The sequence below is a fragment of the Marinibium conchae genome, assembly GCF_015595035.1.
In the GTDB taxonomy this organism is placed as follows: Bacteria; Pseudomonadota; Gammaproteobacteria; order Enterobacterales; family Alteromonadaceae; genus Glaciecola.
In genome coordinates this window covers 166,696-189,140 of sequence record NZ_JADNRN010000004.1, presented here as the reverse complement: position 1 = coordinate 189,140, position 22,445 = coordinate 166,696, and the positions used below count along the sequence as shown (strand labels likewise).

Genomic DNA, 22,445 nt, shown 5'->3' with positions numbered 1-22,445 from the left:
GCAATGGCTGAGTTTTTTATTGCTAAAAAATACTAGGAGTGAAACGAAGCGTGCCTGAAACCAGCTTATTTGGTGCCAAAGGTTTTTAATATGGCTTCTAACGGCGCTGGTTTGCCGAACAAGTAACCTTGAAGTTGTTGGCAACCACTCTCTACCAAGAAATCGCGCTGCTCTCTCGTTTCCACTCCCTCGGCACATATATTCAAGTTCAACTGTTTTGCCATTTCGACGATGGTTGTCGTTACTAGTGTACTGCGTTTTGACACTCCCAAATTATCAACGAATTGTTTATCGATTTTTAAGGTGTGTAATTCTATTTGTGTTAAGTAAGACAACGACGAGTATCCGGTTCCAAAGTCATCTAATGCGATGCTAGAGCCAATTTCGCGTATGTCTCGAAAGAACTCATTTGCCATATCGAAGTTTTCTAAATACGTTGATTCGGTTACTTCAAACTCTATATTTTGTGGGCGAAGTTGGTATTTAGCGAACAGGTTTTGAATATCTTCGAATAGATTGCTATTGCGTAGGTCGTGAGCGGATAGGTTAAGCGATACAACAGTTTCATCTCCAAAGGCTTCAATCAAAGTTGGTGTATCTTGCATTACTTGATCCATCACCCAGTAGGTGATTTCACTGATCTTACCGCTTTGTTCCGCTATACCAATGAACTCGACAGGCGACACAAAGCCAAATTCACTGCTATTCCAGCGAAGCAGTGCTTCAAAACCAACGATTTCCTCTTGCTGATCAACTTTAGGTTGGTAATACAGTTCAAACTCACCGTTTTTCAAGCCCGGCATAAGGTTATTTGCCAGCATGAGTTTACGTTTGTTGTCTTCCATCATTTCATGCACAAATATGGTGTGGGTATTTTTCCCTTCCAATTTTGATTTATACATCGCAACATCTGCATTGCTAACAAAGTCACTGAGATTGTAGCTAGCGTCTTTTGCGCGAGTAAGGCCAATGCTTGCGCTAATAAGGATTTCCCATTCGAGAATATCAAAGGGCTTGCTGATTTCTTTAATAATGCGTTGGGCGATATCGCTTACAACGAAGTCGTTAGGATTGTTGTAGAGTAAAATCAGAAATTCGTCTCCACCCAAGCGCGCTATCAGATCGCCATGACGCAAAAAGCGCTGAGTACGCTTACTCGCTTCAATGAGGAGTTTGTCGCCAACTTCGTGGCCATAAGTGTCGTTTACGCCTTTAAACCCGTCGAGGTCAAAATACATCAACACTAAGTCGTCATCTTCACGTTGCGCAATGCTGAGCGATTTTCTTAGCGTTTCCATGAAATATTGGCGATTAGGCAAACCCGTTAAACTATCAAAATTCGCCAATCGCTCCATGTCTTTGCGTTGTTGCATTAACTGCTTGGTATAGCGTTTGTTTTTAATTTCTTCGTTATGAATGGTATCCATCATGCCGCTAAATTCGCTGCTTAGGTCGAGCACCTCTTGTTTACCATGCACTTTAATATCAATCGAGTAGTCGTTAGTTTCTTTGATTTTATGCGCCAGCTTTGCCAGTTTTTGCAGTGGAAACAACAATCGGCTGTTCAGCCATAATGATAATGCGATGCCTATAGCTATAACGATGAAGGTGAGTGGCAATACTTTCAGCAACAACGATAACTTGCTTCGAACAAGTGGTTTCTCGAGGTCGTTGACAATTAGCAAATAGCCAACTTCAGCTATATTGGCCTGACCGACACGCTTATAGGCGTATAACTCTCCATTTTTACTCGACATGCCGAACGGAATATCCATCAATTGTTCGCGGTCTACCGTCATGTCGATTTTACCGTCAACCTGTAAGGTGTTTCCGGCGTGCACATCAATTTGTTGGTAGTTTTTGTCGAAAACAACCGCAAACTTTACATTTTCATACTCTTCTAAACGCAACAGTAGTGTTCGAATGTCGATTAGGTCAGCTTCATCGCCACTTAAATATGGAACGAGATCTTGAGAAAGGTTATTTGAAAGGGCGTCGAGATCGCTCGTTACCGCCTCACTGTATAGATCTTCGTGCGTTAATATTGAAAAGGTGAGCACCGCCGCGCACAAGCCTGCGATTGCAAGACTGTTGAATGTCGTTAGGGTTGAGCGAATCGTTTTAAATAACATTCGGTGAATTATAGTCTTGCCAAGTTTGATTGAAAGCCTTTGTGCATAATTGAGGGTATGAATAAATAGAAGCAGGTATATTTTTTGACAATAGAAATTCTTACACATTTCTCTTATTCATCCGCTGACTAATTGCGTACACTAATGCTTGTGAAACTAGTCAACTTCGCTAACATGCCTTATTTGCGTATATGAGGCAGTTAAAGTAGCAGCAAATTGAGGACAATAAAGACATGACAGACATCAGTTCAAACCAGCAGATCCATCTACAGAGCCTACCCCAGGTGGAAGAGATGGACTTACAGTCTTTATCGCCGCGATACAGAGTATTGAACATACAAATATCCCTCATTCTATGGGGAGCGCTCGCGCTTATTTCCGCAATCGTTCATTGGCAGCCACTTTTCGAGTTGTCGAGTACAGTGGCGGATGTGAGTTTTTTTGCTACCTTTTGCTTAATTTTTATTAGCATCAGTGGGGCGACTTATCACTTCTTTGCCGACCCTAAAAAACAATATGCTATTCGAGAACACGACGTGCATTTTCACTCGGGATTATTTTTTCGACGCTTAGTTAGCCAGCCTATTATGCGCATTCAACATATTGAAATAGCACGCGGGCCTATTGAGAGAAGCGCGGGGCTTGCTACTTTGCAAGTGTATAGTGCCGGTGGTGCAAACCACGCTTTTCAAATTCCTGGTTTGGTACATGAACAAGCCATTCAACTACGACAGTACATTCTCGACCATAAGGATGTGAAAGAGAATGGATGAGTTGAATAAAGCACTAAATGACGGCAATGAACTTGGCCAAGATCTCGAGTTAAACAGCGCTAGCGATGAATGGCAGCGCTTGTCGCCCATCAGTATTTTGTATTTTACCGTGCGTTCCTTGTTTCTGATCGCCAACAATTTTATTTATCTTGTTCCTATCGTCGCAGTTAATTTTTCGACCTTCAAAGACCAACCACTGTTGGTCGTTTTTATTGTACTTGCGCTGCTGATGGTGCTCGCGCTTATCGGTTTTTTACAGTTCCTTTTCTATCGCTTTAGAGTGCAGGGGCAACGTGTAGAAATTAAGCAAGGGGTCATTAAAAAGTCGCATATCGATTTGCCCTTCGAACGTATACAAAACGTAAAACTAGAGCAACCTCTGTATTATCGTTTTAATAATTTTGCTTGCGTAGAGCTTGATACTGCAGGCAGTGCCAAACAGGAAGCAAAAATTATTGCGCTAAAAATGGATTTAGCGCAAGCCTTTAGAAAAACGGTTATAGAAACTAACTACGAAAATAAACTAAACGAAGAGCAGGGTAATGAAGGGCAGGTTGAGTCAGCCTCTTCAGCTCCAGCTGTGAATGAAGTTGAACTTAACCGACGCTCTATGAAGGACCTTGTGATACATGGTGTATCAAATAACCGAGTGTGGATATTTCTTGGGGCACTAGCGCCATTTTACGCCTCGATATCCGACGCTTTGTCACAATTATTCGTATCAATCGGTTTTGATGTTGAAGCTTACTTTAGTATACAAACACTTGCTTGGTGGGAGTTTGCTTTACATGTGCTATCGCTAGCCATGTTGCTGATGCTTATCATCGTGTTGTTTTCTGTTGTTGGCTCGATCTTAATGTTCTACGGCTACACTTTATGCAAGTCTGATGATCGCTATATTCGCCGTTCAGGATTACTCACCAAACAAGAGGTGAGCATGAAGCAAAGTCGCATTCAGTTAATGGTGCAGCAGCAAGACTGGCTCGACATATTGCTAAAACGAGTGAATTTGTATTTCGAACAAAACAAAACCGGCTCAGTCAATCAAAATCAACCGGGTCAGCATCTGGCTAACAAGCTTTTGGTTCCGTCGGTAACTCCGCAAGAATCTGCAGAGCTAATGCACGATGTGATGCCGGAGCAAGCACTTCCTAGTCAAAATTTTGCTGCTATATCTAAACGCTTTATTTTAAAAAATGCAGCGTTATTTGCTTTGCCTTTGGCGGGATTGATAGGCGCTACATTGCAACATAAAAACGATTGGGGCTGGCTGGCTGGATTGGGTATTTTTGCCTTTTTTATAGCAATTATTACGCTGCGCTGGTGGCGCTGGGGCTATAGCTTCGACAGTGATTTTGCTTACATACGAAAGGGCTTCTTAGGTGTTAATTATTACTGCTTCCCAATAAATAAAGTGCAGCAAATACACTTTAAACAAAACTCGTTTATGCGCCCATATAAACTGGCGACATTGAGAGTGGTTCTGGCTTCAGGGGCTTTATCCGTGCCCTACATGGACGAGTATATTGTGCGCAAGCAAATAAACCGAGTGCTGGATGTTTTGGTAAGTGATAAAAGGAGTTGGATGTAATATCCGATTCTGAAAATGTGTTGTTGCTAGACTAGAAGGCGTTCGCAGATTAGCAGTATTGGGTGCGCTACTCTATAAATTTGTCTATAACGTAAGTTACTATCCTAATGATTAGATTAAAGAGATGATACTTTAGGCGATTTTGATGCTAAAGAATATCGTGATAAGGCCTACGGAGACTTCCTCAATATTCAAGAAACTGACGGCGGCTCGGAAGAAAGAGAAGAGCAGGTAGAAGAGGATGATAAAGAGGAAGTTAAAGTGACTGATTACACAGATCTTGAATTTGCGGCGGATCAAATTCGAAAGGATAAGATTAGTATTCAACAGTTCGCAAAAAACATCGACTCTCAAGGTAAACGAGAGCAAATATTGGAGCAGTTGCATAATAGACTATCGGATAGAACATTCATTTCCGAGAGAAGTTTATATTGTAGTTTGATCAAAGAATTTAACTGTAAAGAATCGCTACCCATTCTGTGGGAAATGATTGGGAGAGATGAAACTAAAGGGAGACGTGGAAGTTTAGTATATGCAATGGAGAATATGAATCCAATTGACTATTTGGAAAAACTAGTTGATTTAGCAATAGTTGATAATTATGAAGTCCTTTGTAACGCCATTGGCGTTATTGACGGTATTGAAGGTTTTATAGACCAAATGATACTGAGTAATTGCCGTAATAAAATTATCAATGCATTAGCTAAACCTATGCCCGAGTGGAGAAGAGCGGCCTTGGAACTCTTGCTCGAAGAGTTTCAAGAGTAATTTTGCTGAAACGGGCAAGGTCATCAGCGCAAAGGGAAGCTCTTTTCGGTTGGATTGGTCACTCGTTGCCAGTTGGCTAAGTTATTTGTTCCCGCGCCACTAGCTGAAGGTAAAGGTTACTAATAAACAATAGAGGACGAACAGAAAAATGAATAGCAAAACAGTAACCTCAATCGTGTTGCCTGTCATTTTCTTAACAATAATAGTTTCGATTTTTTTAAAACTCTCAGAAGTATTGCTCATAGAGTTAGGGATAAATAGTTTTTTAATTGATGTTTTTGATGTAGCTGTTATCGCAACGGTTTTTATTATTTTTTATCAATGGAGATTAAAATAATATTTAAATTCAACCACAACAGGTAAACATTTTATGAAAATAGCAATGATTTTTATGCTCATAACTGTCGTGAGTTTTGATTCTAAGGAAAAAGGGTGTTTGGAAAACGCTTGGAACCTATTGCCTGATAGTTATGCTCACAAAAAATTCGATATTGAACATGATTTAAATAAAAATGGGCGATACTTCTCTTGTGACTCTTTTCTTACTCCATTTGAAATAAGTAGTTTTTTAAAGCAGATTAAATATTTAATTGCAAATGGTAATAAAACCGCGACAGCCGAAATCTTTGACTATCCATTAGAAGTTAGCTTTAAAAATGAGAGCATGCTGGTAGAGGATTATGAGTTGACTATAAGTACAGAAGAAGAACTCATCGATAATTTTAACGAAATATTTACTGGTAGGTTTGGCGCATTATTAAGTTGCGCAAATATTCAGAATGTATTCTCTGTGCCTTCTCAAGGTGTGTTTTTAGGACATGGTGAGTTGATATTTAGCCTGGATTTCGACTCTACGGAAAGGAGTATTAAGATAACTAAAATTTCAGTTAATAAGAATTCAATTGATAAGTGGTTATCTAAGAATTCCTGTGAATCCATAACAGTACAATAGCCATTCATTTACGCCATTTCTTAACAAGAGCAAGTAATTGCGTCCGGCAACGCACAGCAGGTAATAAGAGGTAGCGACGGTACTAGCTCCGACATATGCAGTGCAGTTGCTATTGGGAAACTCTGCTATCCACAAATCATTGTTGTCACCGCACCGTATGATACTCACCAGTGCGATACCTGCATCAGCAAACAGTTTACAAGCAACCTTGCTCCCGCGTTGTCCAATAGTAATCGTGTTTCAGCATAACAATATTCGGTGATTTGTTTAGGAATAGTTGCTTATTCATAATGGTAAGAATCAACCCTAAATATATCAATTAAATACAAACTGACTATAAACATGCTCCTGGCCAGCAGCCAAATCTAGGTAAGTCACTTTGTTGCCTTGACTATGATTTAACTTATATTCCGCGCTATACATGGCCATAATTAAGTCATTTTGAACTAGCACCCAGCTTCCTACCTTATTTGTCGTTGCCAAGATGTCGCAGACAGCAAATTTGCATTCAATTTTCTGTATTGTGATCGACTCTGCATTTGGACTCAATTGAATTGCATCTTGAATCAGTTGTTGTGTTGCATAAGCCCATGACTCATCAAACTCTGCTTCATTTAATAGATTACCTGAGTCTAAAGCAGGGTTATCAAACATTATTTTTTCAAGAAAAGGTTTAACTATATTATCCGGTGCGCTTTCTTCAACCAGAGCTTCAATTTCTTGTTTATGCTTTTCTATCCAACGGATGTGTTCCTTTGTTTCCAAGGATAGTTGCTGTGCTCTTTCAATATTTGTTAACTCGTTATCAAGTTTACTAAAAGGAGTTTGCTCAATTGTCGGCTTAATGTTGGAGTCAGCCTGCTGCGATAAAGTATCATGACTTGGGCTTACTTTGTCTTCCAAAGGTTTTATACCTTGAGCGCTGACTACATTTATATCGCATGTATCCTGATGACTTTCGTGCAAACTTATTTCATTAGTTAAATGAGTTGTCACTTCTTTTGAAGGAAAAGTGCCGGAGTTAAGGATTGGATAAACTATATACCCTATCAAGGCTGAGAGCCCCGACAAGGCTATCAGTGTTAAGCCAGTTTTCATCTTTTATCCTTTATAAAATATAAAAGCTATAAAGCCTTTTTTAGCTCTTGGCTTTGTATTTCTTGCTCACAAAAAAGGCTTGCGTCGGCTTCTGAACAGGGCGAATTAATACTATGTAATTCAGGCTCTAGTAGAGCCATCATTCGATAGTCCATGGCATGTCTTTCACCACGTTCAATCAAATACTGAGTAACTAGCTGACGTTGCTGCGCACTTTGCTGCTCGTTCATACGATAATCGTTAACTTGCTTGTGTACGTGAAAAGTAAGCACAATAACAAAGGCAGCAGCGCATGCAGCCAAAGATTGATTTGTTAGAAAACCTTGAGCTCTGCGCTGAAGCCAAGAGGCGCTAGAATGCCTTCTTGCCGTCATTCCTTCAGCAGTAATTCGCTGTTGTAACTTTTTACTGAAATCATCGCTTAAACTAAGCAATTTAAGCGCTTTAATACCAGCTTTAAGTTCTTCTGTAGTGGCTAGGAATTGTTGACACTCTTCGCAGTGCTGCAAGTGGGTAGTCATGTCTGGGCCTAGCGCCAGCCTCTCGTTAGTATGCTCACCAACACACTCTTGTATTTGTTTACATATCATCATCTGGATCTCGTAATTCATGGCTTAACTTTTTCCGAATTGCATGCAGGCGCGAGCGTATCGTGCCTATTTTTATGTTCAGAATATGACTTATTTGCTGGTAGCTAAAGTTTTCGCGGTCGGCTAAGAATATGAGCTGCCTATCATCAACCGATAAGGCACTTATAGCCTTGCTAAGCATCTCAGTAGTGAGCTTCTTCGTTACGACTAATTCCAAAGATGGTGAAGCGTCTATATCACTATGCTCAATAAGTAAGGTGCTATGAGCGGGCTCGTCATCAGCGTCCTTTTTAAAAATACCGAGTAGTCGTATGCGTCTATTTTTAGTGCGAAAGAAATTAAAAACAAGGTTCTTGGCAATTGAATACAGAAAAGTACTAAATTTGGAATCACCGCGAAACAAGTCTGCCTTCCTAAATAATTGTATGAAGGTTTCCTGCGTTAGATCTTCCGCATCTTGGCGCTGCTTAACTTGAAAGTATACAAACTCAAAAATTTTGTGCTTATAGCGTTCCACCAGCTGGTTATAAGAATTGTGATTGCCTGACAAAAACTGTGATAGAAGTTGTTCGTCGCTAAAAGTAAGAATCGATGGTTTATGTAGCTCCTCATCGAAGCTACATAAATGCTTAACCGACATATCCTTTGTCATTTTGTCCACCTAAAGGCCATAAAGATATAAATAAGACGCTACTGAACAAAGCTTTATTCAATATCGAAACTTAGATTGACAGGCTGTTCTACCTTTTTCGGCCATTGCGCTGTTACCGGTGTGTAATCGTCTACGGTATCAATTTCGAAATTATCCATCCACACTTTACCTCTTCCTTGCAGCAAGACACCATAGTTGAGTGTTGTGGCATTATCCGGAACATCTACAACCATTTCGTATCGATTCCATTGTGTGCTTTCTAATAATGGACGATCCGACATATTATCCATTGATAACATTGTGCTTTTACCAGCAACTAGGCCATCAACCCTAATCCATGCTCCCGCCCAATTATCAAGTTCGTGACTTTTAAGGCTAACGGAAATTTTTACCTTTTTCCCAATATAAGCGCTTGCTTCAACGTGTTGCATGAGGGTAGCAAACTTTTCACCAGCATTTGCTTTTGATTCAATAAAGGCAACCTGAGTTCCGTCTAAACTGCCTTCAAGCTCTATACCAACTCTATATCCGTCTGGCTGACTACCTGCTTTGTACCACCCTTTTGGCACATATTCTTGCTCAAGATTTGCGTCGATGGCAGACGCAGAAAAGGAATAAAAGCAAATAACGGTGCTAGCTAATAGTTTGTTGAACGTCATGTTAAGTCCTACCTTCTTGTTAATGTTCACCTCTCAGTAACCACTTATCAAAGATAGTTCGAAAATAGCCTGTTTTTTTACGTCCGTTAATTTAGTAGGGTGGGTACCTCGGCAGTTTTTAGTTCTGCCCTTGAGGTATTTTTACGCTGAAATGGCGCGTCATGAAAATCGCAAATAGAATTGAAAAAGCCGCGCAAGCTAGGCTTATAGTCCATAACGATAACTCAGGTCTTGCAAATAAAATACATATAGCAGATGAAAGCGACATCGCATTAATTGCCATAACATAAAAAAGAGATTTATCGTTTTGCTGAGTTTGCACCTTGTTGTCTCGTATCAGGATGCTAAAGAATCTTAAAATCGGCAAACGCTCGGCCTCTAGCACCAATGCATTCCCTGTAAAGTGCTTATAGGCATGTGCAGATACATAACTGGCGATAAGTAACAAACAGATACTTAAAGTAACGTACGCATTATTTGCTGCCGTAAATGCAAAGTTGTAGCAAGAGAGTATCGCTATATAAAAATATGTTTTCTTCATTATGTCTTCCTTGATAATTTTTGTTTAGGTCGGCTTACGAAATAAGCCGACCCAAATAATAGCAGTTTTAAGAAACGTTGCCACCATCAGCTTGGATTTGATCAACGACGTTGTCTACGCCAAACGCCACAGCGCCAACCAAACCACCGATAACAGCACCAAAACCTGCTCCAACTGGCCCACCTAAAACGCTGCCAATAGCGGCTCCTGTGCCTGCTCCAGCTAATGCACCTGCGCCGGCCGACTCTACAGCATCACCACCGGAAACGCCTGAGCCAGATACTTCCGCCAACTCATATGTAGTTAATTCTTTCATTTTTAGTTCCTTCTAGTCTGTTAAAAATTCATAAGTGGCACCAGCAACAGCAGCAACCGCAATAACACCAATGGTAACTGGCGCTGTTACTGTTGCGCCAATGGCAACAGCGATGCCAATCGCACCAGCACCGTATGCACCGCCAGCAACAGCTCCTTGAGCAGCGTCTGCAATGTCACCAGCGCCACTAATTAATTCAATTTCAACTTCATTAATTTCTCTCATTTTTACTTCCTTGTTATTGGTAAAGACTTAGTTATGAATTACCAAGTCAGGTAAAGTTAAGAATAAAACAACAGCTATTTCTTAACTCGGATTTCAAGCTTGAGAGCATAGTGTGCAATGAAAAAGTAGAGGAAACTACTGTAGTGAGGACTAGTTTTTTGACATAAACATTAGCCTTGATATTTAATTAAATAATAATGATTATCATTTGTATTTACTTATTTATGAAGCTTTATTACAATCGCTCCTGAAATGACAACACAAACAATAATCCAAGGATCGATATTCAATATGTCTTCGCAAAAAAACACACTTTCTACACTGGGTTCTGGTGCGCTATTAACCACCTTAGCAATTGGAATGAACACTGCTTTTGCTAATGAAATTACCGAAAAATGTGAATCTCTTGACTCACAATGTTCTGAAGAAGCAATAGAGCTTATTCGTATTCACGGTGTTCGTAATTCACTTTACAACGTGAAAAACTCTGGCGATGTACGCCGTCTTGCAGAGTTGTTAGATACACCTCAAACAATTACGGTATTAACTAAAGATCAAATTGAAGAGTCTGGAAAGACAGATCTAAAAGAAATTTTAGCTGCTCAAGCGGGCGTAACCCTAGGAACAGGCGAGAATGGTAACGCCTTTGGTGACCGCTATATTATACGTGGCCATGAGGCTCGTTCTGATGTATTCGTAGATGGTTTACGCGACCCCGGAATGACCACGCGTGAGAGCTTTGCGACAGAACAAATTGAAATAACCAAAGGACCTAGTTCGACCTTTGCTGGTCGCGGCTCATCAGGTGGTGCAGTGAATAGTATTTCTAAAAAAGCATCAACAGCTTACGACTTTGGTCGTGTTGATGCCAGCCTTGGAACAGATGATTTTTATCGCTTAGGGTTAGACTATAACACACCTGTTTCAGCTAATTTTGCGACTCGAATTAATGTACTAAGCGCACAAGAAGATGCTCCTGGTCGAGAAGGGATAAGTCGAAGTCGACATGGCATTTTACTATCAGGTTTATATGACAACTTAGATGATCTTAGAGTATCTACTGACTTTTATTATTTAAATGCAGAAGATACGCCAGATTTAGGGAGTTATTTTGATTCAGATACTCGGTCTCCGGTGGAAGACATTCCTGTATATGCTCAAAATGAAGACTTTCTTGATTCAGACGTTTTCGCCTTAACTATTCGAACTGAATACGACATTAATGAAAATCTAACCTTTCATAATTCAACACGCTATGGTGAAACGAGTAATGGCTATATCTCTACCGGTGCTCGTGGAACACTAAGAGATAGCACTGACTCAATTGCGCCCGGTACAGAAACGATTAACTTGAGTACTCACCAAGGTTGGCAAGAGGTTGAATATTTTGCGACTCAGTTTAACTTTATCTATGAGCTTGATGCAGCGGGCATCGAACACAAGTTACTTTTTGGCTTTGAATTTACTGACGAAGAAGTAGACAACGGCGTTTATAGTGTATCGGGAACGAACGACTTTAACTGTGTAACCAGCGGTCGTCGTGGTGCTAGTGATTCATATTGTCTATTAGATGGAACTGGCAATGTATTTGACAACCCAAGCAGCATTATTGGGCGTGCGTTCACACGCGGAGATTCTGACGCATTGTTTCAAGCTCAAACAGTAGCTTTTTATGTCATGGATACAGCCACTATTAATGACAACTGGCAAGTCTTTGCTGGATTACGCTTCGATAGTATTGATTACAGCAACGATGTCGTCAGCCGAGGTACTGAACTTGATTATGCCTATAAAGATGACTTCTACAACGGTCACTTCGGAGTAGTCTATAGCATCACAGATGATGCGAATGTATATGCTACCTACTCAACCGCAACGAATATTAATGGCGGAGAGTCGGATCTTGGTGCTAATTGCGGTTACGGTGGTTTATGTGGAGACCCAGAACAGGCGTCAGTTGCCGACCCAGAACTAGTCGAAAATATTGAGTTTGGTACGAAATGGTCGGTGCTCGATGACAAACTATTCATAGCTGCAGCTTGGTTTCAGTTGACCAAATCTGATGTTATGGAAAGTGTTGGCGACGCCTACTCAACGCTTGGCTCACTCAATACAGGTAAAAATAGAGTCGATGGTTTTGAGTTTGCAATGAACGGCAATATAAGCGACAAATTAAGCCTACAAATTAGCGCTGCTGTAATGGATTCAGAAGTACTCGATTCGTACGATGAAAGTAATATTGGTCTTGAACTAAGTAACTTCTCGGGTAGCAGTTTTTATGCTCAGTTGCGTTACCAACTAACGGAAAATTTTGCGTTTGGCGGTGACTTTACTCGCAAAGGTGAAATGTACGGTGGACAGCCAGACAGCGCTGCAGGTTACGATGCTGACAACAGTCGCTATAGTATTGTTGTGCCGAGCTATAATGTCGCAAATTTATTCGCCAATTATAGCTTTAACGAGTCGACTACTTTACGCGTGAACATTGGGAATGTGACTGATACAGAGTATTGGACGGCCGCCTATCGCTCTGGAGCGTTTATGTACTTAGGTGATGCTCGTTCAGCACGTGCGACGCTAACCTACGAATTTTAAATAAAGAGATACAGGAAACAAAGCTATGGTCTTGATTGAGCAATTGTTAAGTAAAGTCGAAGTTAGTCAGTATCGCAATGTGCTTAATCAAGTACCATGGAATGATGGAAAAGAGACAGCGATGGGCATGGCCTCAAGCGTTAAGCAAAATGGTCAAGCAGACGCTAGTGATAAGCAAGTGCAAGCTCTCGCAAATGCCTTGCTCGGTGTTTTTGGGAATTCTGCGAAGCTAGTTTCTGCTGCGTTGCCACATCGCATCTTTCCACCGTGCTTTAATCGTTATTCTGGTGGAGAAACTTATGGTTTTCATGTTGATGCAGCCATTATGCGTATGCCACATAACAACGAGGTTTTGCGTTCTGATATGTCGATGACAACATTTTTGTCTGAGCCTGATGAGTACGAAGGCGGTGAGCTGATCATTCAAACAGAGTTTGGTGAGCAGAAAGTAAAACTGAATGCGGGTGATGCGGTATTGTATCCATCAAGTAGCTTGCACAAAGTTACGCCAGTGACAGACGGTAAGCGTGTGGCTGCAATTACGTGGATGCAAAGCTTAGTGCCTGATATTCTTATGCGACAAACTTTGTATGAATTAGACCAAAGCATTCAGGCTTTGCTTCAAAACCCCAGTATCGCGCGAGAGGAGTTAGATCGTTTGCACCATGTGTATCACAACCTAATTCGTCAGGCATCCCAAGTGTAAGATACTAAAACTTATATTTTCATTCTCAACTCTCGAAACCTTGCATATTATCAATTCATGAATTACAGTTATTTCTGTAAGTACAGAAATAACTGAATGAGTGAGTCGAAACGCAATGAATAACAACATAATCAATGGCAATGACATTCGCATTACACCGTTAATGGAAACCTACATATTACACTGGGGAGAAATGGGAACACGGTGGGGAGTTAATCGTACTGTCTCACAAATTCATGCGCTCTTATATTTACTTAAAGCCCCGGTTAATGCTGAACAAATAGCAGCAGCCTTATCAGTCGCGCGTTCAAACGTCAGTACTAGCATTAAAGAATTACAAAGTTGGGATTTGATTAAAACCCACTCAGTGCTTGGCGATCGTCGAGATCATTTCTGCGTAAAAGGTGATACTTGGTCAATGTTTCTGACTATTGTTGAGGGTAGAAAGAAACGTGAAATTGACCCAATTCTAAGCATGCTTCGACAATGTGAGCTCGACATGCAAAATGATGAAGAGACGCCAAAGCAAGTCAAAGCGCAAATTAGCGAAATGCTGACCTTCATGAACACACTCACAGAGTGGTATGAGCAAATAAGGCGTTTACCAACTAGTAGTTTGGTTTCTTTGATGAAAATGGGCACCAAGATCACGCGCTTCCTTCCTAGTAAAAAAAGCTAAGCTTGCACGCTCAAAGTCAATGCTTTGAGCTTTCGCTTAATGTGGAGTAAAGAACAATGAAAGACACTGTAAAGCCCCTCGGCCAAAGCCTGACCGCCAGTCCAAATATTGGTTTAAATGCTAATTATCAGTTCGATGCAAGCCAAGTTTCTCAAGATATTATTCAATACTACTCTCAAGTTGGGCTCGACTACGAACCGTGGAGTGCTAACTACAACATGCATTTCGGCTACTATCGCACGGGCATGAATCCTTTCAAACGCGAACCCTTGCTTGTCGAAATGAATAATCAGGTACTGTCCAGACTCAAACTCGACACCGATAACTTGAATCAAGTTATTGATCTCGGTTGTGGAGTCGGGGCGACGGCTCGCTACTGCGCTCATAACTACGATAATACCTATATTACTGGCGCGACAGTGGTTCCTTGGCAAATTGAGAAAGCCAATATATTCACCGAGCAGGCTAAGCTGCAGAATCGTGCGAGTTTTCACTTAATCGATTACCGAAACACGCCATTTCCGGACAATAGCTTCAATGGCGCTTATGCTGTTGAAAGTAGTTGCTACGCTGATGGCACCAGCAAGGCAACATTTATCAATGAAGCTTTTCGGATCCTAAAACCAGGCGCTCGACTAGTGGTCGCCGATGGATTTAGAAAGCGCATAAAATCAAATCCACTTTTTGAAAAAGCGTTTCGCCTTGTATGCAAAGGTTGGTCAGTCGATACCTTCGCAAACATTCATGATTTTACCCAAGCACTGCGTGACGCCGGTTTTGTCGATATAGAAGTGAAAGACGCCTCATGGCGAGCGCTACCCAGTGTGTTGCATGTACCTTGGGTATCAATGAAATATTTTTTTAGCAATATTGCCATGAAGAAGGGCGAACGGACGATGCAGAAAATGCATTTTATAGCGCCCGTGATGGGCATGGTGATCGGCATGCATCGACGTGACTTTGCCTACTACCTTGTGAGTGCAAGAAAACCTGAATAATGAGCTTGATGATCTAATGGATAAGGCTCGAATGGGCAAAGCCTTGAATGGAGAAAAACTCGAATGGAGACAACTTGGTAATTTATTTCCGCTTAGCACGAGGCTAGAAAGTGGTAGAAATGGTGGCCCCTCCCAGACTTGAACTGGGGACCTACCGATTATGAGTCGGGTGCTCTAACCAACTGAGCTAAAGGGCCATCACTAAAGCGGCGTGCAGTATAAATTTTTTTTTGTGGGTTGTCATCCATGAGGTAAACATTTTTTAAAAAAAGCCGATAAATACTCCACAAGCCGTTAAAATGAACAATGTTGGCTTGCAAACGTGCAAATATATGCTGTGTTTGCTATATTTCACATAAGATAACGTTTTTTACTCGTTGGGAGTTGTAAATGGCTGACGCACCATACTTAATTAGTGGTCGAAATACGATAATACATAAATTGAGAAAGCTTGATTTATTGATAGTCAACAGTCGTCGCGATCCTGTTTTGTTGGTTATGCACAACGATATTGAAGTTTACGAAGGCAAAATTCCAGAGAATAAACTAGAAGCTAAGCGTATGGATATGGCTAAAGTTGATATTGCCTCGTCGGATAACTTCAGTGATTATCGCTCTATGCTTTTTATTCAAACACTGAACAACAAAGAGTATAAAATCGATTACAGCAAAGCAGGCACTCCTTTCTTCATTACTATTCACCAAGACAGCACTTTTTAGTTATCTCCTATGTTAAAGCTCACTTTCTCTTTTGTTGTGGGCTTCGTGATATTGTGTGCCATCTCGCTTTTATCTCAGTTTTTGTTTTATCACTTTTCCATCCCTATTCCTCCAGCGCTTATCGGTATTTTATTACTATTGATTCTTCTTGTGCTGCTTAAGAAAGTGCCGCGTGCTATTTCAAACGCAGCGCGCCCGATGCTTTCACATATGGCTTTATTTCTGATACCTGCAATGGTGTCGGTACTTCTGTATATGGAGGTGTTCGCGGAGCAAGCTCTAGCGCTATTGCTTGCTATTGTTGTGAGCACAGCGTTGAGTTTAGCACTAACGCTTTGGGCCGGGCATAAGTTGCTTAGTCGAGTGGAACGTAAGCTGGAAGATAGAGCGAACCATGGGCGCTGAAGATAGTTTATTTCACGTAGCCAAGCTATTTCAGCCTTTATGGTCAATTTCCCTTACTTATTTGATTAGTAGCGTGTTGGTTACCTTTGGTATTTATCTGGTTGCTCGGAAGCTTTACTTGCTCAGCCATCAGCATTCGTTGCTGCATCCTCTTGTTACAGCTACTGTATGTATTGGTCTTGTACTTCATGTGCTTGATCTTGGCGTTGAGGAGTATAAACAGTCAATAAGCTTGCTTGATTTGTTACTTGGGCCAGCAACCGTTGCTCTTGCTGTTCCGCTTTATCATCAGCTATCTACGCTAAGACAGTTAGGGTTTAAAGCTTTGCTACCTATTGTGATTGGGGGAACACTCGCTCCCATACTCGCATGGTGTAGCGTTTACATCCTCGACGCAAACACAAGCCTGCAGATGACAATATTGGTGAAGTCGATCACAACGCCACTGGCGATAGGCACTGCGGAGTTGATTGGTGGTTTACCTGAGCTATCGGCGGTTATTGTGATTCTTACTGGTATTGTTGGGGCCACTTTTGCGCCATGGCTAATACTGTTGACTAAAGCCGATTCGCAGTATGCTCAAGGCCTTGCGCTTGGCTCGGTAGCGCATGTAGTCGGCACTACCAAAGCACTAAGTATCAGTGAAACTTGTGGAGCATTTGCTACCTTAGGGCTGTGTATTAATGGCGTGTTAACTGCGTTTATCTTACCTCTTCTTTTCTCGTGAACTTCGCTCAAGTAACCGCCTTTTCGGTCGTTAACCTTTAGATAAGATATAACGCTGCTGCAATACGTTGGGCGCAAACACATGTCTAATTCAGCATGCAATAAATGCACTAATACATAACTTTGGTCTGTAAATGATTTCTATACTTATCTGCGACGACTCTCTTGTTGCCAGAAAGCAAGTGGCTAAGTGTCTTCCACAAGATTGGGACGTAAACGTACACTTTGCGAAACATGGTGAAGAAGCACTTCAAGCTCTGTGCGAAGGCAAGGGCCAAGTATTGCTACTTGATCTAAACATGCCCGTAATGGATGGGTATGAAACACTTCAGGCAATACAGAAACAACAATTGCTAACCAAAACGATTGTAGTGTCGGGAGACATTCAACCTGAAGCAAAAGCAAGAGTGCTCGCTTTAGGTGCCGTCGACTTTATTCAAAAACCGGTTAACTCAGAAGCTTTAGCCGCTGTACTGCGAAAGCATAAAGTACTTGAGTTAGAAGACAGTCCACAAGTTGAGCCAGAGGGCTTGGATGAGCAGCTTAGAGATTGTTATCAAGAAGTCACCAACGTAGCGATGGGTCAGGCCGGAGACCATCTTGCACGCATTATGAATGTGTTCGTTAAACTGCCAATCCCAAATGTAAACCTTATTGAAACATCGGAACTGCATATGATGCTTTCGGATGTTGAACAACACGAACAAACGTCTGGCGTTTGCCAGGGTTTTCTTGGCGATGGTATTAGCGGCGAAGCCCTTTGCGTGCTCAGCGACTCAGGCTTTGGCGACTTAGCCAATATACTTAACATTAATGAGTCGGTTGATGATGAAATGCAGTTAGAAATTCTAATGGACGTGGCGAGCATTCTCATCGGTACTTGCTTAGCAGGTTTAGCTAAGCAACTCGATATGCACTTTAGGCAAGGCCACCCGATGGTGCTGGGGCAACATCAAAGTGTGGAAGAACTCATTAAAACCAATAAAAGTAATTGGCGAAAAACACTCGCCATAGAGTTGAGTTATGGGCTTGAAGGCTACAATGTACAGTGTGACTTATTGCTTTTATTCACAGAGGATTCCCTCGACACCTTAAATTCAAAACTCGCTCATTTGTTGGAGGAATAACGATGTCGGATAGTGCCTTAGACGAAATACTAGAATTTCATTGGATGATGGACATGCTGCAAACGGTGGACGTAGGCATCGTGGTGTTGAATCGAGAGTTTGAAATAAAAGTCTGGAATGGCTTCATGGAAGCTCACAGCGGCTTGTTACCCAGTGAAGCGCGCGATAAAACCTTGTTCTCGTTGTTTCCCGACATTTCAGAAGAGTGGTTTAAACGAAAGGTCAAAGCTGTTTTTGAATTGCGAACCAGAGCTTTTGTGACGTGGGAACAAAGACCGTACTTGTTCAAGTTTAGGAACTTTAGACCTATTACAGGCACCGAGCCGTACATGTACCAGAACATTGCTCTTTCAGCTTTAGTTTCAGCCACTGGTGCAGTTGATCATATTTGTATGATGGTTTACGACATGACCGACGCTGCCGCTGCGAAAAAGCAGCTTCTAGCGCTACAAGTTCAACAACACGAAATGGCGCAGAATCAGTAGCTAACAATCATTCCTCCAAAAACCTTATCTTAAAACCCAATATTTTATAAATAGTGGTTTAATTTTTGCTCAGAACCTTCGTAGCGAGTATGCGTTTGCCTACTTATCAAATAAGTGTGAAATGAGTAACTGGAATATTTAATGAAGCGACTAAGAATGAAAGCGAGGACTCTGCGTGTTGCGCTGATGGGGGCTTGTTTATTGCTAGTTCAGGCCTGCGGCGGTGGCGACGCTGATAGGCCCGAGCCAAGCATGGTACTCGTGAATGCCGGTGCAGACTTCAGCGTTAATGAAGAAACGACGGCGACTTTGCAGGGCGATGCAAGATTGTCCGGCAGCGATAACGCCAGTTTAGTTTATGCTTGGTCGTCGCAACCAAGCTTGGTAATAACTCACGACGATACGACTACCGGCATTGCGAGCTTCAGTGCGCCAACGGTAACAAGCTCAGAGAGTTTCCAACTCACGCTCACAGTTACTTATGAAGATGGAACACAGGGCAGTGATAGCTTAATAGTCACGGTAAATCCAGTTAATCAACCGCCAATTGCCCTGATTTCAGTAGAGCAAGATCCTAATTACGATACCGATACTTTTCCTATACTCAGTACCATCTTATTGGATGGCAGCGGAAGTTCTGATGCCGATCCTCAAACAAGTGCTTCCGCAATCTCAGCATATTCATGGCAACAAACTGCCGGGCCAAACTTACTCAATGGGCTCAACGTAAACACTGCAAGCCTGCAACTGAGCTCACCACTCGTTGAGCAAGACACCGAGCTTACAATTGTGTTGGAGGTAACTGATCAAGAAGGGGCTGTGAGTCAGCAATCAAAAACGATTACCTTGTTAGCTGAATCGAAAACCATTCCAGAGCTTAGTGTGGGTAACCCGCAAGCGGTGAGCCCAGGTGAATACTTTAATTTGTCGGCTAGCGCAAGTAGCAAGGCTAGAGGGGCGGCACCTTTCTCAGTAAGGTGGAGCAGTAACTCGCCGTTGGCTCCGATTATAGATGACTTCAACAGCCTCAAGACCTTTAGTATCGCGCCAAGTGTTAGCGAAACAACAGCAATTACTTACACAGTGGAAATAGAAGATAGTTACGGAAACAAGAGAGAGCTGAGCACAGAAATGACAATACTTGCCCCAGTGCAAACCCGCATCAACGATACTGGTGTAAGCATCAATGCTAATAATATAGCCTTGCTGGAAACTTATCAGGGTGAATTTGCAGGCCAAGATGCCCACTTCGGAAACGATACCATAGCCCAGAGTGGCCTGGCTAACAAAGCTGGTAGAGGGGAGCGCGGATTTGATTTTACTCGACTTAACCAAAACGGTGATGAAATTGACCAAGACACCAGCGATTGGCGTTGTGTTCGCGATAATATAACGGGTTTAATATGGGAAAACAAAACCAACGATAGCAATGATATTCACTTTGCAGACAACACTTTTACTTGGTATCAACTGGCGGATAATGGCGGTTTTGAGGGCGCTGTGAACTCGTCGAGTATGACTTGCAATTTGAGTTCGCAAACTTGCAATACTGCGGCCTTTGTCGACGAAGTGAATGCGCAAGGCTTGTGTGGTTTCTTTGATTGGCGCTTACCCACGCATACTGAATTGATGTCGTTGGTGCATTTCGGCGCAACAAACCTTCCCTTGGTTGATAGTGAGTACTTTCCTTTTATGGGGCAAAGTAGTACTGACTTTTTATGGTACTGGACTTCTCAGACTAATGTTGATGGTGTAAATGAACTCGGCTCTCAAAGCGCATGGGCAATCGATTATTATTCCGGTGTAGATAATTTTATTGATAAACGTGAAGGTTTTAGAGTTAAGTTGGTAAGGGCAGGACGATGAAAAAAAACAAACTTAGCAAAGTTTCAAAGTTACTTTTCTGCATATTGATGTTTGCCACCGGGCAGCTTCATGCGGAGCAATTTTGCTTGTCTACCGCAGCCGTAACAGCTCCTGAAGATGAATTTTTAAAATTTGATAATGGGCAAGTTCTGCACCTCAGCACTAACTTGATGTGGATGCGCTGCAGTTTAGGACAAACATGGACAGGCGATGAATGCACCGGTGAAGCTTTGAGCCTCACTTGGAAAGAAGCCCTAAATATGAGTGTGGGTTACGAGTTTAATGAGTCAAACGGTTGGCGTTTGCCGAATGTGAAAGAATTGGCGTCGATCACCGAGCGCTCATGCGCCAGACCCTCTATAAATATCAGTTTGTTCCCCAACACACTCGAAGATGACTACTGGTCTTCAACGCCCTCTTTAACTGACCCTCAACGAGCTTGGGTAGTTGCCTTCTTTAACAGCAGTAACTCGATTAAAGAGAAAGATCGGGCAGTTTTTGTGCGTCTAGTGCGAACAGCGACAAGAGCCGAACGAGAACTGGAATAGTGTAGGGCTATCATCTCGATAGCTTATACAAACAGATCGAGTAAGCTATTTAGGTAGCGTTTGCCGAGGTCGGTAACTTGCCATGCGTCAGGGCTCTCATTGAGCAAGCCCATGGCGACTGCTTTTTCTATGTGTTGCTTATTGAGTTCAGATAACTCTGTGCCTGTACAGCGTTGGAATTCAGATTTTTGACAAACTTCAAATATTCGGAAGCGGTTCATAAAAAACTCAAAAGCAAGGTCGTCATGCTCAACGTCGATAATTTTATCAAGGTAGGGCTTAGTGAGATCCATAAAGCCCTTCGGATGCTTCACTTTCACCGTACGTTGTATCGTTAGGCTCGACTTTGCTGACGCTGATAGCCTAGACACCTCTGATAGCCCAGACACTTCCGATGGCCTAGAGATTTTGCCATGCGCGCCGCAGCCGATACCGAGGTAATCACCAAAACGCCAATAATTCAAATTATGCTGGCACTGATGCCCAGGCTTCGAATAAGCCGATATTTCATATTGCAAGTAACCCGCTTTAGCAAGCATAGCGTGGCCTTGTTCTTGAATTTCCCACAACACGTCGTCGTCGGGTAAGGTAGGCGGTTTTGAATGAAATGAAGTGTTTGGCTCAATCGTGAGTTGGTACCAAGATAAATGCGGCGGATTGAGCGCTATCGCTTGTTCGAGATCCTCCATCGCATCATCTATCGATTGACCTGGTAAGCCATGCATAAGGTCAAGATTGAAGCTACGTATATTCAAAGATGAGGCTAGCTCAATGGCCGACACTGCCTGTTGGCTATCGTGAATTCGACCCAGAGCGCTGAGCTGCTTTTGATTGAAACTCTGCACGCCCACCGATATTCGAGTGATGCCAGCTTCTGCAAAACCAACAAATTTGTCGGCTTCTACGGTTCCCGGATTCGCTTCCATTGTAATTTCAGCGCCAATTTTTACTGGCATACGCTGCTTAATACCCTGAAGCAAACGTGCCATGGCATCAACAGATAATAAGCTTGGTGTACCACCGCCAATAAAGATAGTGCTAACTTCGCGTAAACTGCCATCACTGCGCCGCACTAAGTCCAGATCAGCGCTTAGATCATCGAGGACATGACTCACATACTCACTTTCAGGCATGCCACCTTTTAAATTATGCGAGTTAAAGTCGCAGTATGGACACTTTTGCACGCACCACGGAATATGCACATAGAGGCCAAGACTCTGCTCGTTATTTGGAAGTGTCATGACCTGTGCTCTCTTACTAAAATAGGATTAAAAACGAACTTAATGGTATTCG

General features: G+C 42.1%; 25 protein-coding genes and 1 tRNA gene. 16 read left to right on the top strand and 10 right to left on the bottom strand.

The window, feature by feature from the left end; all coding sequences use genetic code 11:
• Positions 1–65: 65 nt before the first annotated feature.
• Positions 66–2,132: a putative bifunctional diguanylate cyclase/phosphodiesterase gene (locus tag ISG33_RS15780; RefSeq protein WP_195734598.1), complete on the bottom strand. Its 2,067-nt coding sequence runs from the start codon at positions 2,130–2,132 to the stop codon at positions 66–68.
• Positions 2,133–2,365: 233 nt separating this feature from the next.
• Here ISG33_RS15780 and ISG33_RS15775 point away from each other — a divergent pair, with 233 nt between their 5' ends.
• The 5 genes from ISG33_RS15775 to ISG33_RS15755 all read left to right on the top strand — a co-directional run bounded on the left by ISG33_RS15775 (position 2,366) and on the right by ISG33_RS15755 (position 6,216).
• Complete coding sequence (locus ISG33_RS15775; RefSeq protein WP_195734597.1) at positions 2,366–2,905, top strand: PH domain-containing protein; 540 nt, start codon at positions 2,366–2,368, stop codon at positions 2,903–2,905.
• Positions 2,898–4,496: a PH domain-containing protein gene (locus tag ISG33_RS15770; RefSeq protein ID WP_195734596.1), complete on the top strand. Its 1,599-nt coding sequence runs from the start codon at positions 2,898–2,900 to the stop codon at positions 4,494–4,496. The genes ISG33_RS15775 and ISG33_RS15770 overlap by 8 nt, the downstream gene beginning before the upstream one ends.
• Positions 4,497–4,757: 261 nt before the next feature.
• Positions 4,758–5,264: a hypothetical protein gene (locus ISG33_RS15765; RefSeq protein WP_195734595.1), complete on the top strand. Its 507-nt coding sequence runs from the start codon at positions 4,758–4,760 to the stop codon at positions 5,262–5,264.
• 148 nt (positions 5,265–5,412) lie between these two features.
• Positions 5,413–5,601: a hypothetical protein gene (locus ISG33_RS15760; RefSeq protein ID WP_195734594.1), complete on the top strand. Its 189-nt coding sequence runs from the start codon at positions 5,413–5,415 to the stop codon at positions 5,599–5,601.
• A 33-nt stretch (positions 5,602–5,634) separates the two neighbouring features.
• A complete protein-coding gene (locus tag ISG33_RS15755; RefSeq protein WP_195734593.1) occupies positions 5,635–6,216 on the top strand; it encodes a hypothetical protein in 582 nt (193 codons plus the stop codon).
• A gap of 315 nt (positions 6,217–6,531) precedes the next feature.
• Here the strand turns inward: ISG33_RS15755 and ISG33_RS15750 are convergent, their stop codons facing one another.
• The 7 genes from ISG33_RS15750 to ISG33_RS15720 all read right to left on the bottom strand — a co-directional run bounded on the left by ISG33_RS15750 (position 6,532) and on the right by ISG33_RS15720 (position 10,297).
• Entirely contained in the window at positions 6,532–7,314 is a 783-nt protein-coding gene (locus ISG33_RS15750) for a hypothetical protein (RefSeq protein WP_195734592.1), read from the bottom strand.
• A gap of 26 nt (positions 7,315–7,340) precedes the next feature.
• Positions 7,341–7,907 carry a hypothetical protein gene (locus ISG33_RS15745; protein ID WP_195734591.1) on the bottom strand — a complete coding sequence of 189 codons (567 nt, stop codon included), beginning with the start codon at positions 7,905–7,907 and terminating at the stop codon, positions 7,341–7,343.
• Positions 7,894–8,556, bottom strand: a complete 663-nt coding sequence (locus tag ISG33_RS15740) for an RNA polymerase sigma factor (RefSeq protein WP_195734590.1) — start codon at positions 8,554–8,556, stop codon at positions 7,894–7,896. The genes ISG33_RS15745 and ISG33_RS15740 overlap by 14 nt, the downstream gene beginning before the upstream one ends.
• A gap of 53 nt (positions 8,557–8,609) precedes the next feature.
• Positions 8,610–9,215 (bottom strand): hypothetical protein, encoded by a 606-nt coding sequence (locus tag ISG33_RS15735; protein WP_195734589.1) that lies wholly within the window; start codon positions 9,213–9,215, stop codon positions 8,610–8,612.
• Positions 9,216–9,333: 118 nt separating this feature from the next.
• Positions 9,334–9,756, bottom strand: coding sequence for a hypothetical protein (locus ISG33_RS15730; RefSeq protein ID WP_195734588.1), 423 nt, complete (start codon positions 9,754–9,756; stop codon positions 9,334–9,336).
• Positions 9,757–9,823: 67 nt separating this feature from the next.
• Positions 9,824–10,072: a hypothetical protein gene (locus tag ISG33_RS15725; RefSeq protein WP_195734587.1), complete on the bottom strand. Its 249-nt coding sequence runs from the start codon at positions 10,070–10,072 to the stop codon at positions 9,824–9,826.
• A gap of 12 nt (positions 10,073–10,084) precedes the next feature.
• On the bottom strand, positions 10,085–10,297 hold the full coding sequence (locus ISG33_RS15720) for a hypothetical protein (protein ID WP_195734586.1): 213 nt from the start codon (positions 10,295–10,297) through the stop codon (positions 10,085–10,087).
• Positions 10,298–10,588: 291 nt separating this feature from the next.
• Between ISG33_RS15720 and ISG33_RS15715 the strand changes: the two genes are divergently transcribed.
• The 4 genes from ISG33_RS15715 to ISG33_RS15700 all read left to right on the top strand — a co-directional run bounded on the left by ISG33_RS15715 (position 10,589) and on the right by ISG33_RS15700 (position 15,275).
• Positions 10,589–12,892, top strand: a complete 2,304-nt coding sequence (locus ISG33_RS15715) for a TonB-dependent receptor (RefSeq protein ID WP_195734585.1) — start codon at positions 10,589–10,591, stop codon at positions 12,890–12,892.
• Between the two features lie 25 nt (positions 12,893–12,917).
• On the top strand, positions 12,918–13,598 hold the full coding sequence (locus ISG33_RS15710) for a Fe2+-dependent dioxygenase (RefSeq protein WP_195734584.1): 681 nt from the start codon (positions 12,918–12,920) through the stop codon (positions 13,596–13,598).
• Positions 13,599–13,713: 115 nt separating this feature from the next.
• A complete protein-coding gene (locus ISG33_RS15705) occupies positions 13,714–14,277 on the top strand; it encodes a GbsR/MarR family transcriptional regulator (RefSeq protein ID WP_229333642.1) in 564 nt (187 codons plus the stop codon).
• Between the two features lie 56 nt (positions 14,278–14,333).
• Positions 14,334–15,275 carry a methyltransferase domain-containing protein gene (locus ISG33_RS15700; protein ID WP_195734583.1) on the top strand — a complete coding sequence of 314 codons (942 nt, stop codon included), beginning with the start codon at positions 14,334–14,336 and terminating at the stop codon, positions 15,273–15,275.
• A gap of 120 nt (positions 15,276–15,395) precedes the next feature.
• Here the strand turns inward: ISG33_RS15700 and ISG33_RS15695 are convergent.
• Positions 15,396–15,472: transfer RNA gene (locus ISG33_RS15695), tRNA-Ile, on the bottom strand.
• Positions 15,473–15,665: 193 nt separating this feature from the next.
• On the opposite strand from ISG33_RS15695, the gene ISG33_RS15690 reads away from it, so the two are divergent.
• The 7 genes from ISG33_RS15690 (at position 15,666) to ISG33_RS15660 (ending at position 21,152) form a co-directional block, all read left to right on the top strand.
• Positions 15,666–15,995: a hypothetical protein gene (locus tag ISG33_RS15690; RefSeq protein ID WP_195734582.1), complete on the top strand. Its 330-nt coding sequence runs from the start codon at positions 15,666–15,668 to the stop codon at positions 15,993–15,995.
• A 9-nt stretch (positions 15,996–16,004) separates the two neighbouring features.
• The gene (locus ISG33_RS15685) at positions 16,005–16,400 is read left to right on the top strand and encodes a CidA/LrgA family protein (protein WP_195734581.1); all 396 of its coding nucleotides are present in this window, start codon (positions 16,005–16,007) and stop codon (positions 16,398–16,400) included.
• A complete protein-coding gene (locus ISG33_RS15680; protein ID WP_195734580.1) occupies positions 16,390–17,127 on the top strand; it encodes an LrgB family protein in 738 nt (245 codons plus the stop codon). The genes ISG33_RS15685 and ISG33_RS15680 overlap by 11 nt, the downstream gene beginning before the upstream one ends.
• Positions 17,128–17,260: 133 nt before the next feature.
• Positions 17,261–18,253, top strand: coding sequence for a response regulator (locus ISG33_RS15675; protein ID WP_195734579.1), 993 nt, complete (start codon positions 17,261–17,263; stop codon positions 18,251–18,253).
• Positions 18,254–18,255: 2 nt separating this feature from the next.
• A complete protein-coding gene (locus ISG33_RS15670; protein ID WP_195734578.1) occupies positions 18,256–18,738 on the top strand; it encodes a PAS domain-containing protein in 483 nt (160 codons plus the stop codon).
• 141 nt (positions 18,739–18,879) lie between these two features.
• On the top strand, positions 18,880–20,604 hold the full coding sequence (locus ISG33_RS15665; RefSeq protein ID WP_229333641.1) for an Lcl C-terminal domain-containing protein: 1,725 nt from the start codon (positions 18,880–18,882) through the stop codon (positions 20,602–20,604).
• Entirely contained in the window at positions 20,601–21,152 is a 552-nt protein-coding gene (locus ISG33_RS15660; RefSeq protein WP_195734577.1) for an Lcl C-terminal domain-containing protein, read from the top strand. The genes ISG33_RS15665 and ISG33_RS15660 overlap by 4 nt, the downstream gene beginning before the upstream one ends.
• Positions 21,153–21,175: 23 nt before the next feature.
• Here ISG33_RS15660 and hemW read toward each other — a convergent pair whose 3' ends face one another.
• Positions 21,176–22,393, bottom strand: a complete 1,218-nt coding sequence (gene hemW, locus ISG33_RS15655) for a radical SAM family heme chaperone HemW (RefSeq protein ID WP_195734576.1) — start codon at positions 22,391–22,393, stop codon at positions 21,176–21,178.
• Between the last annotated feature and the right edge of the window lie 52 nt (positions 22,394–22,445).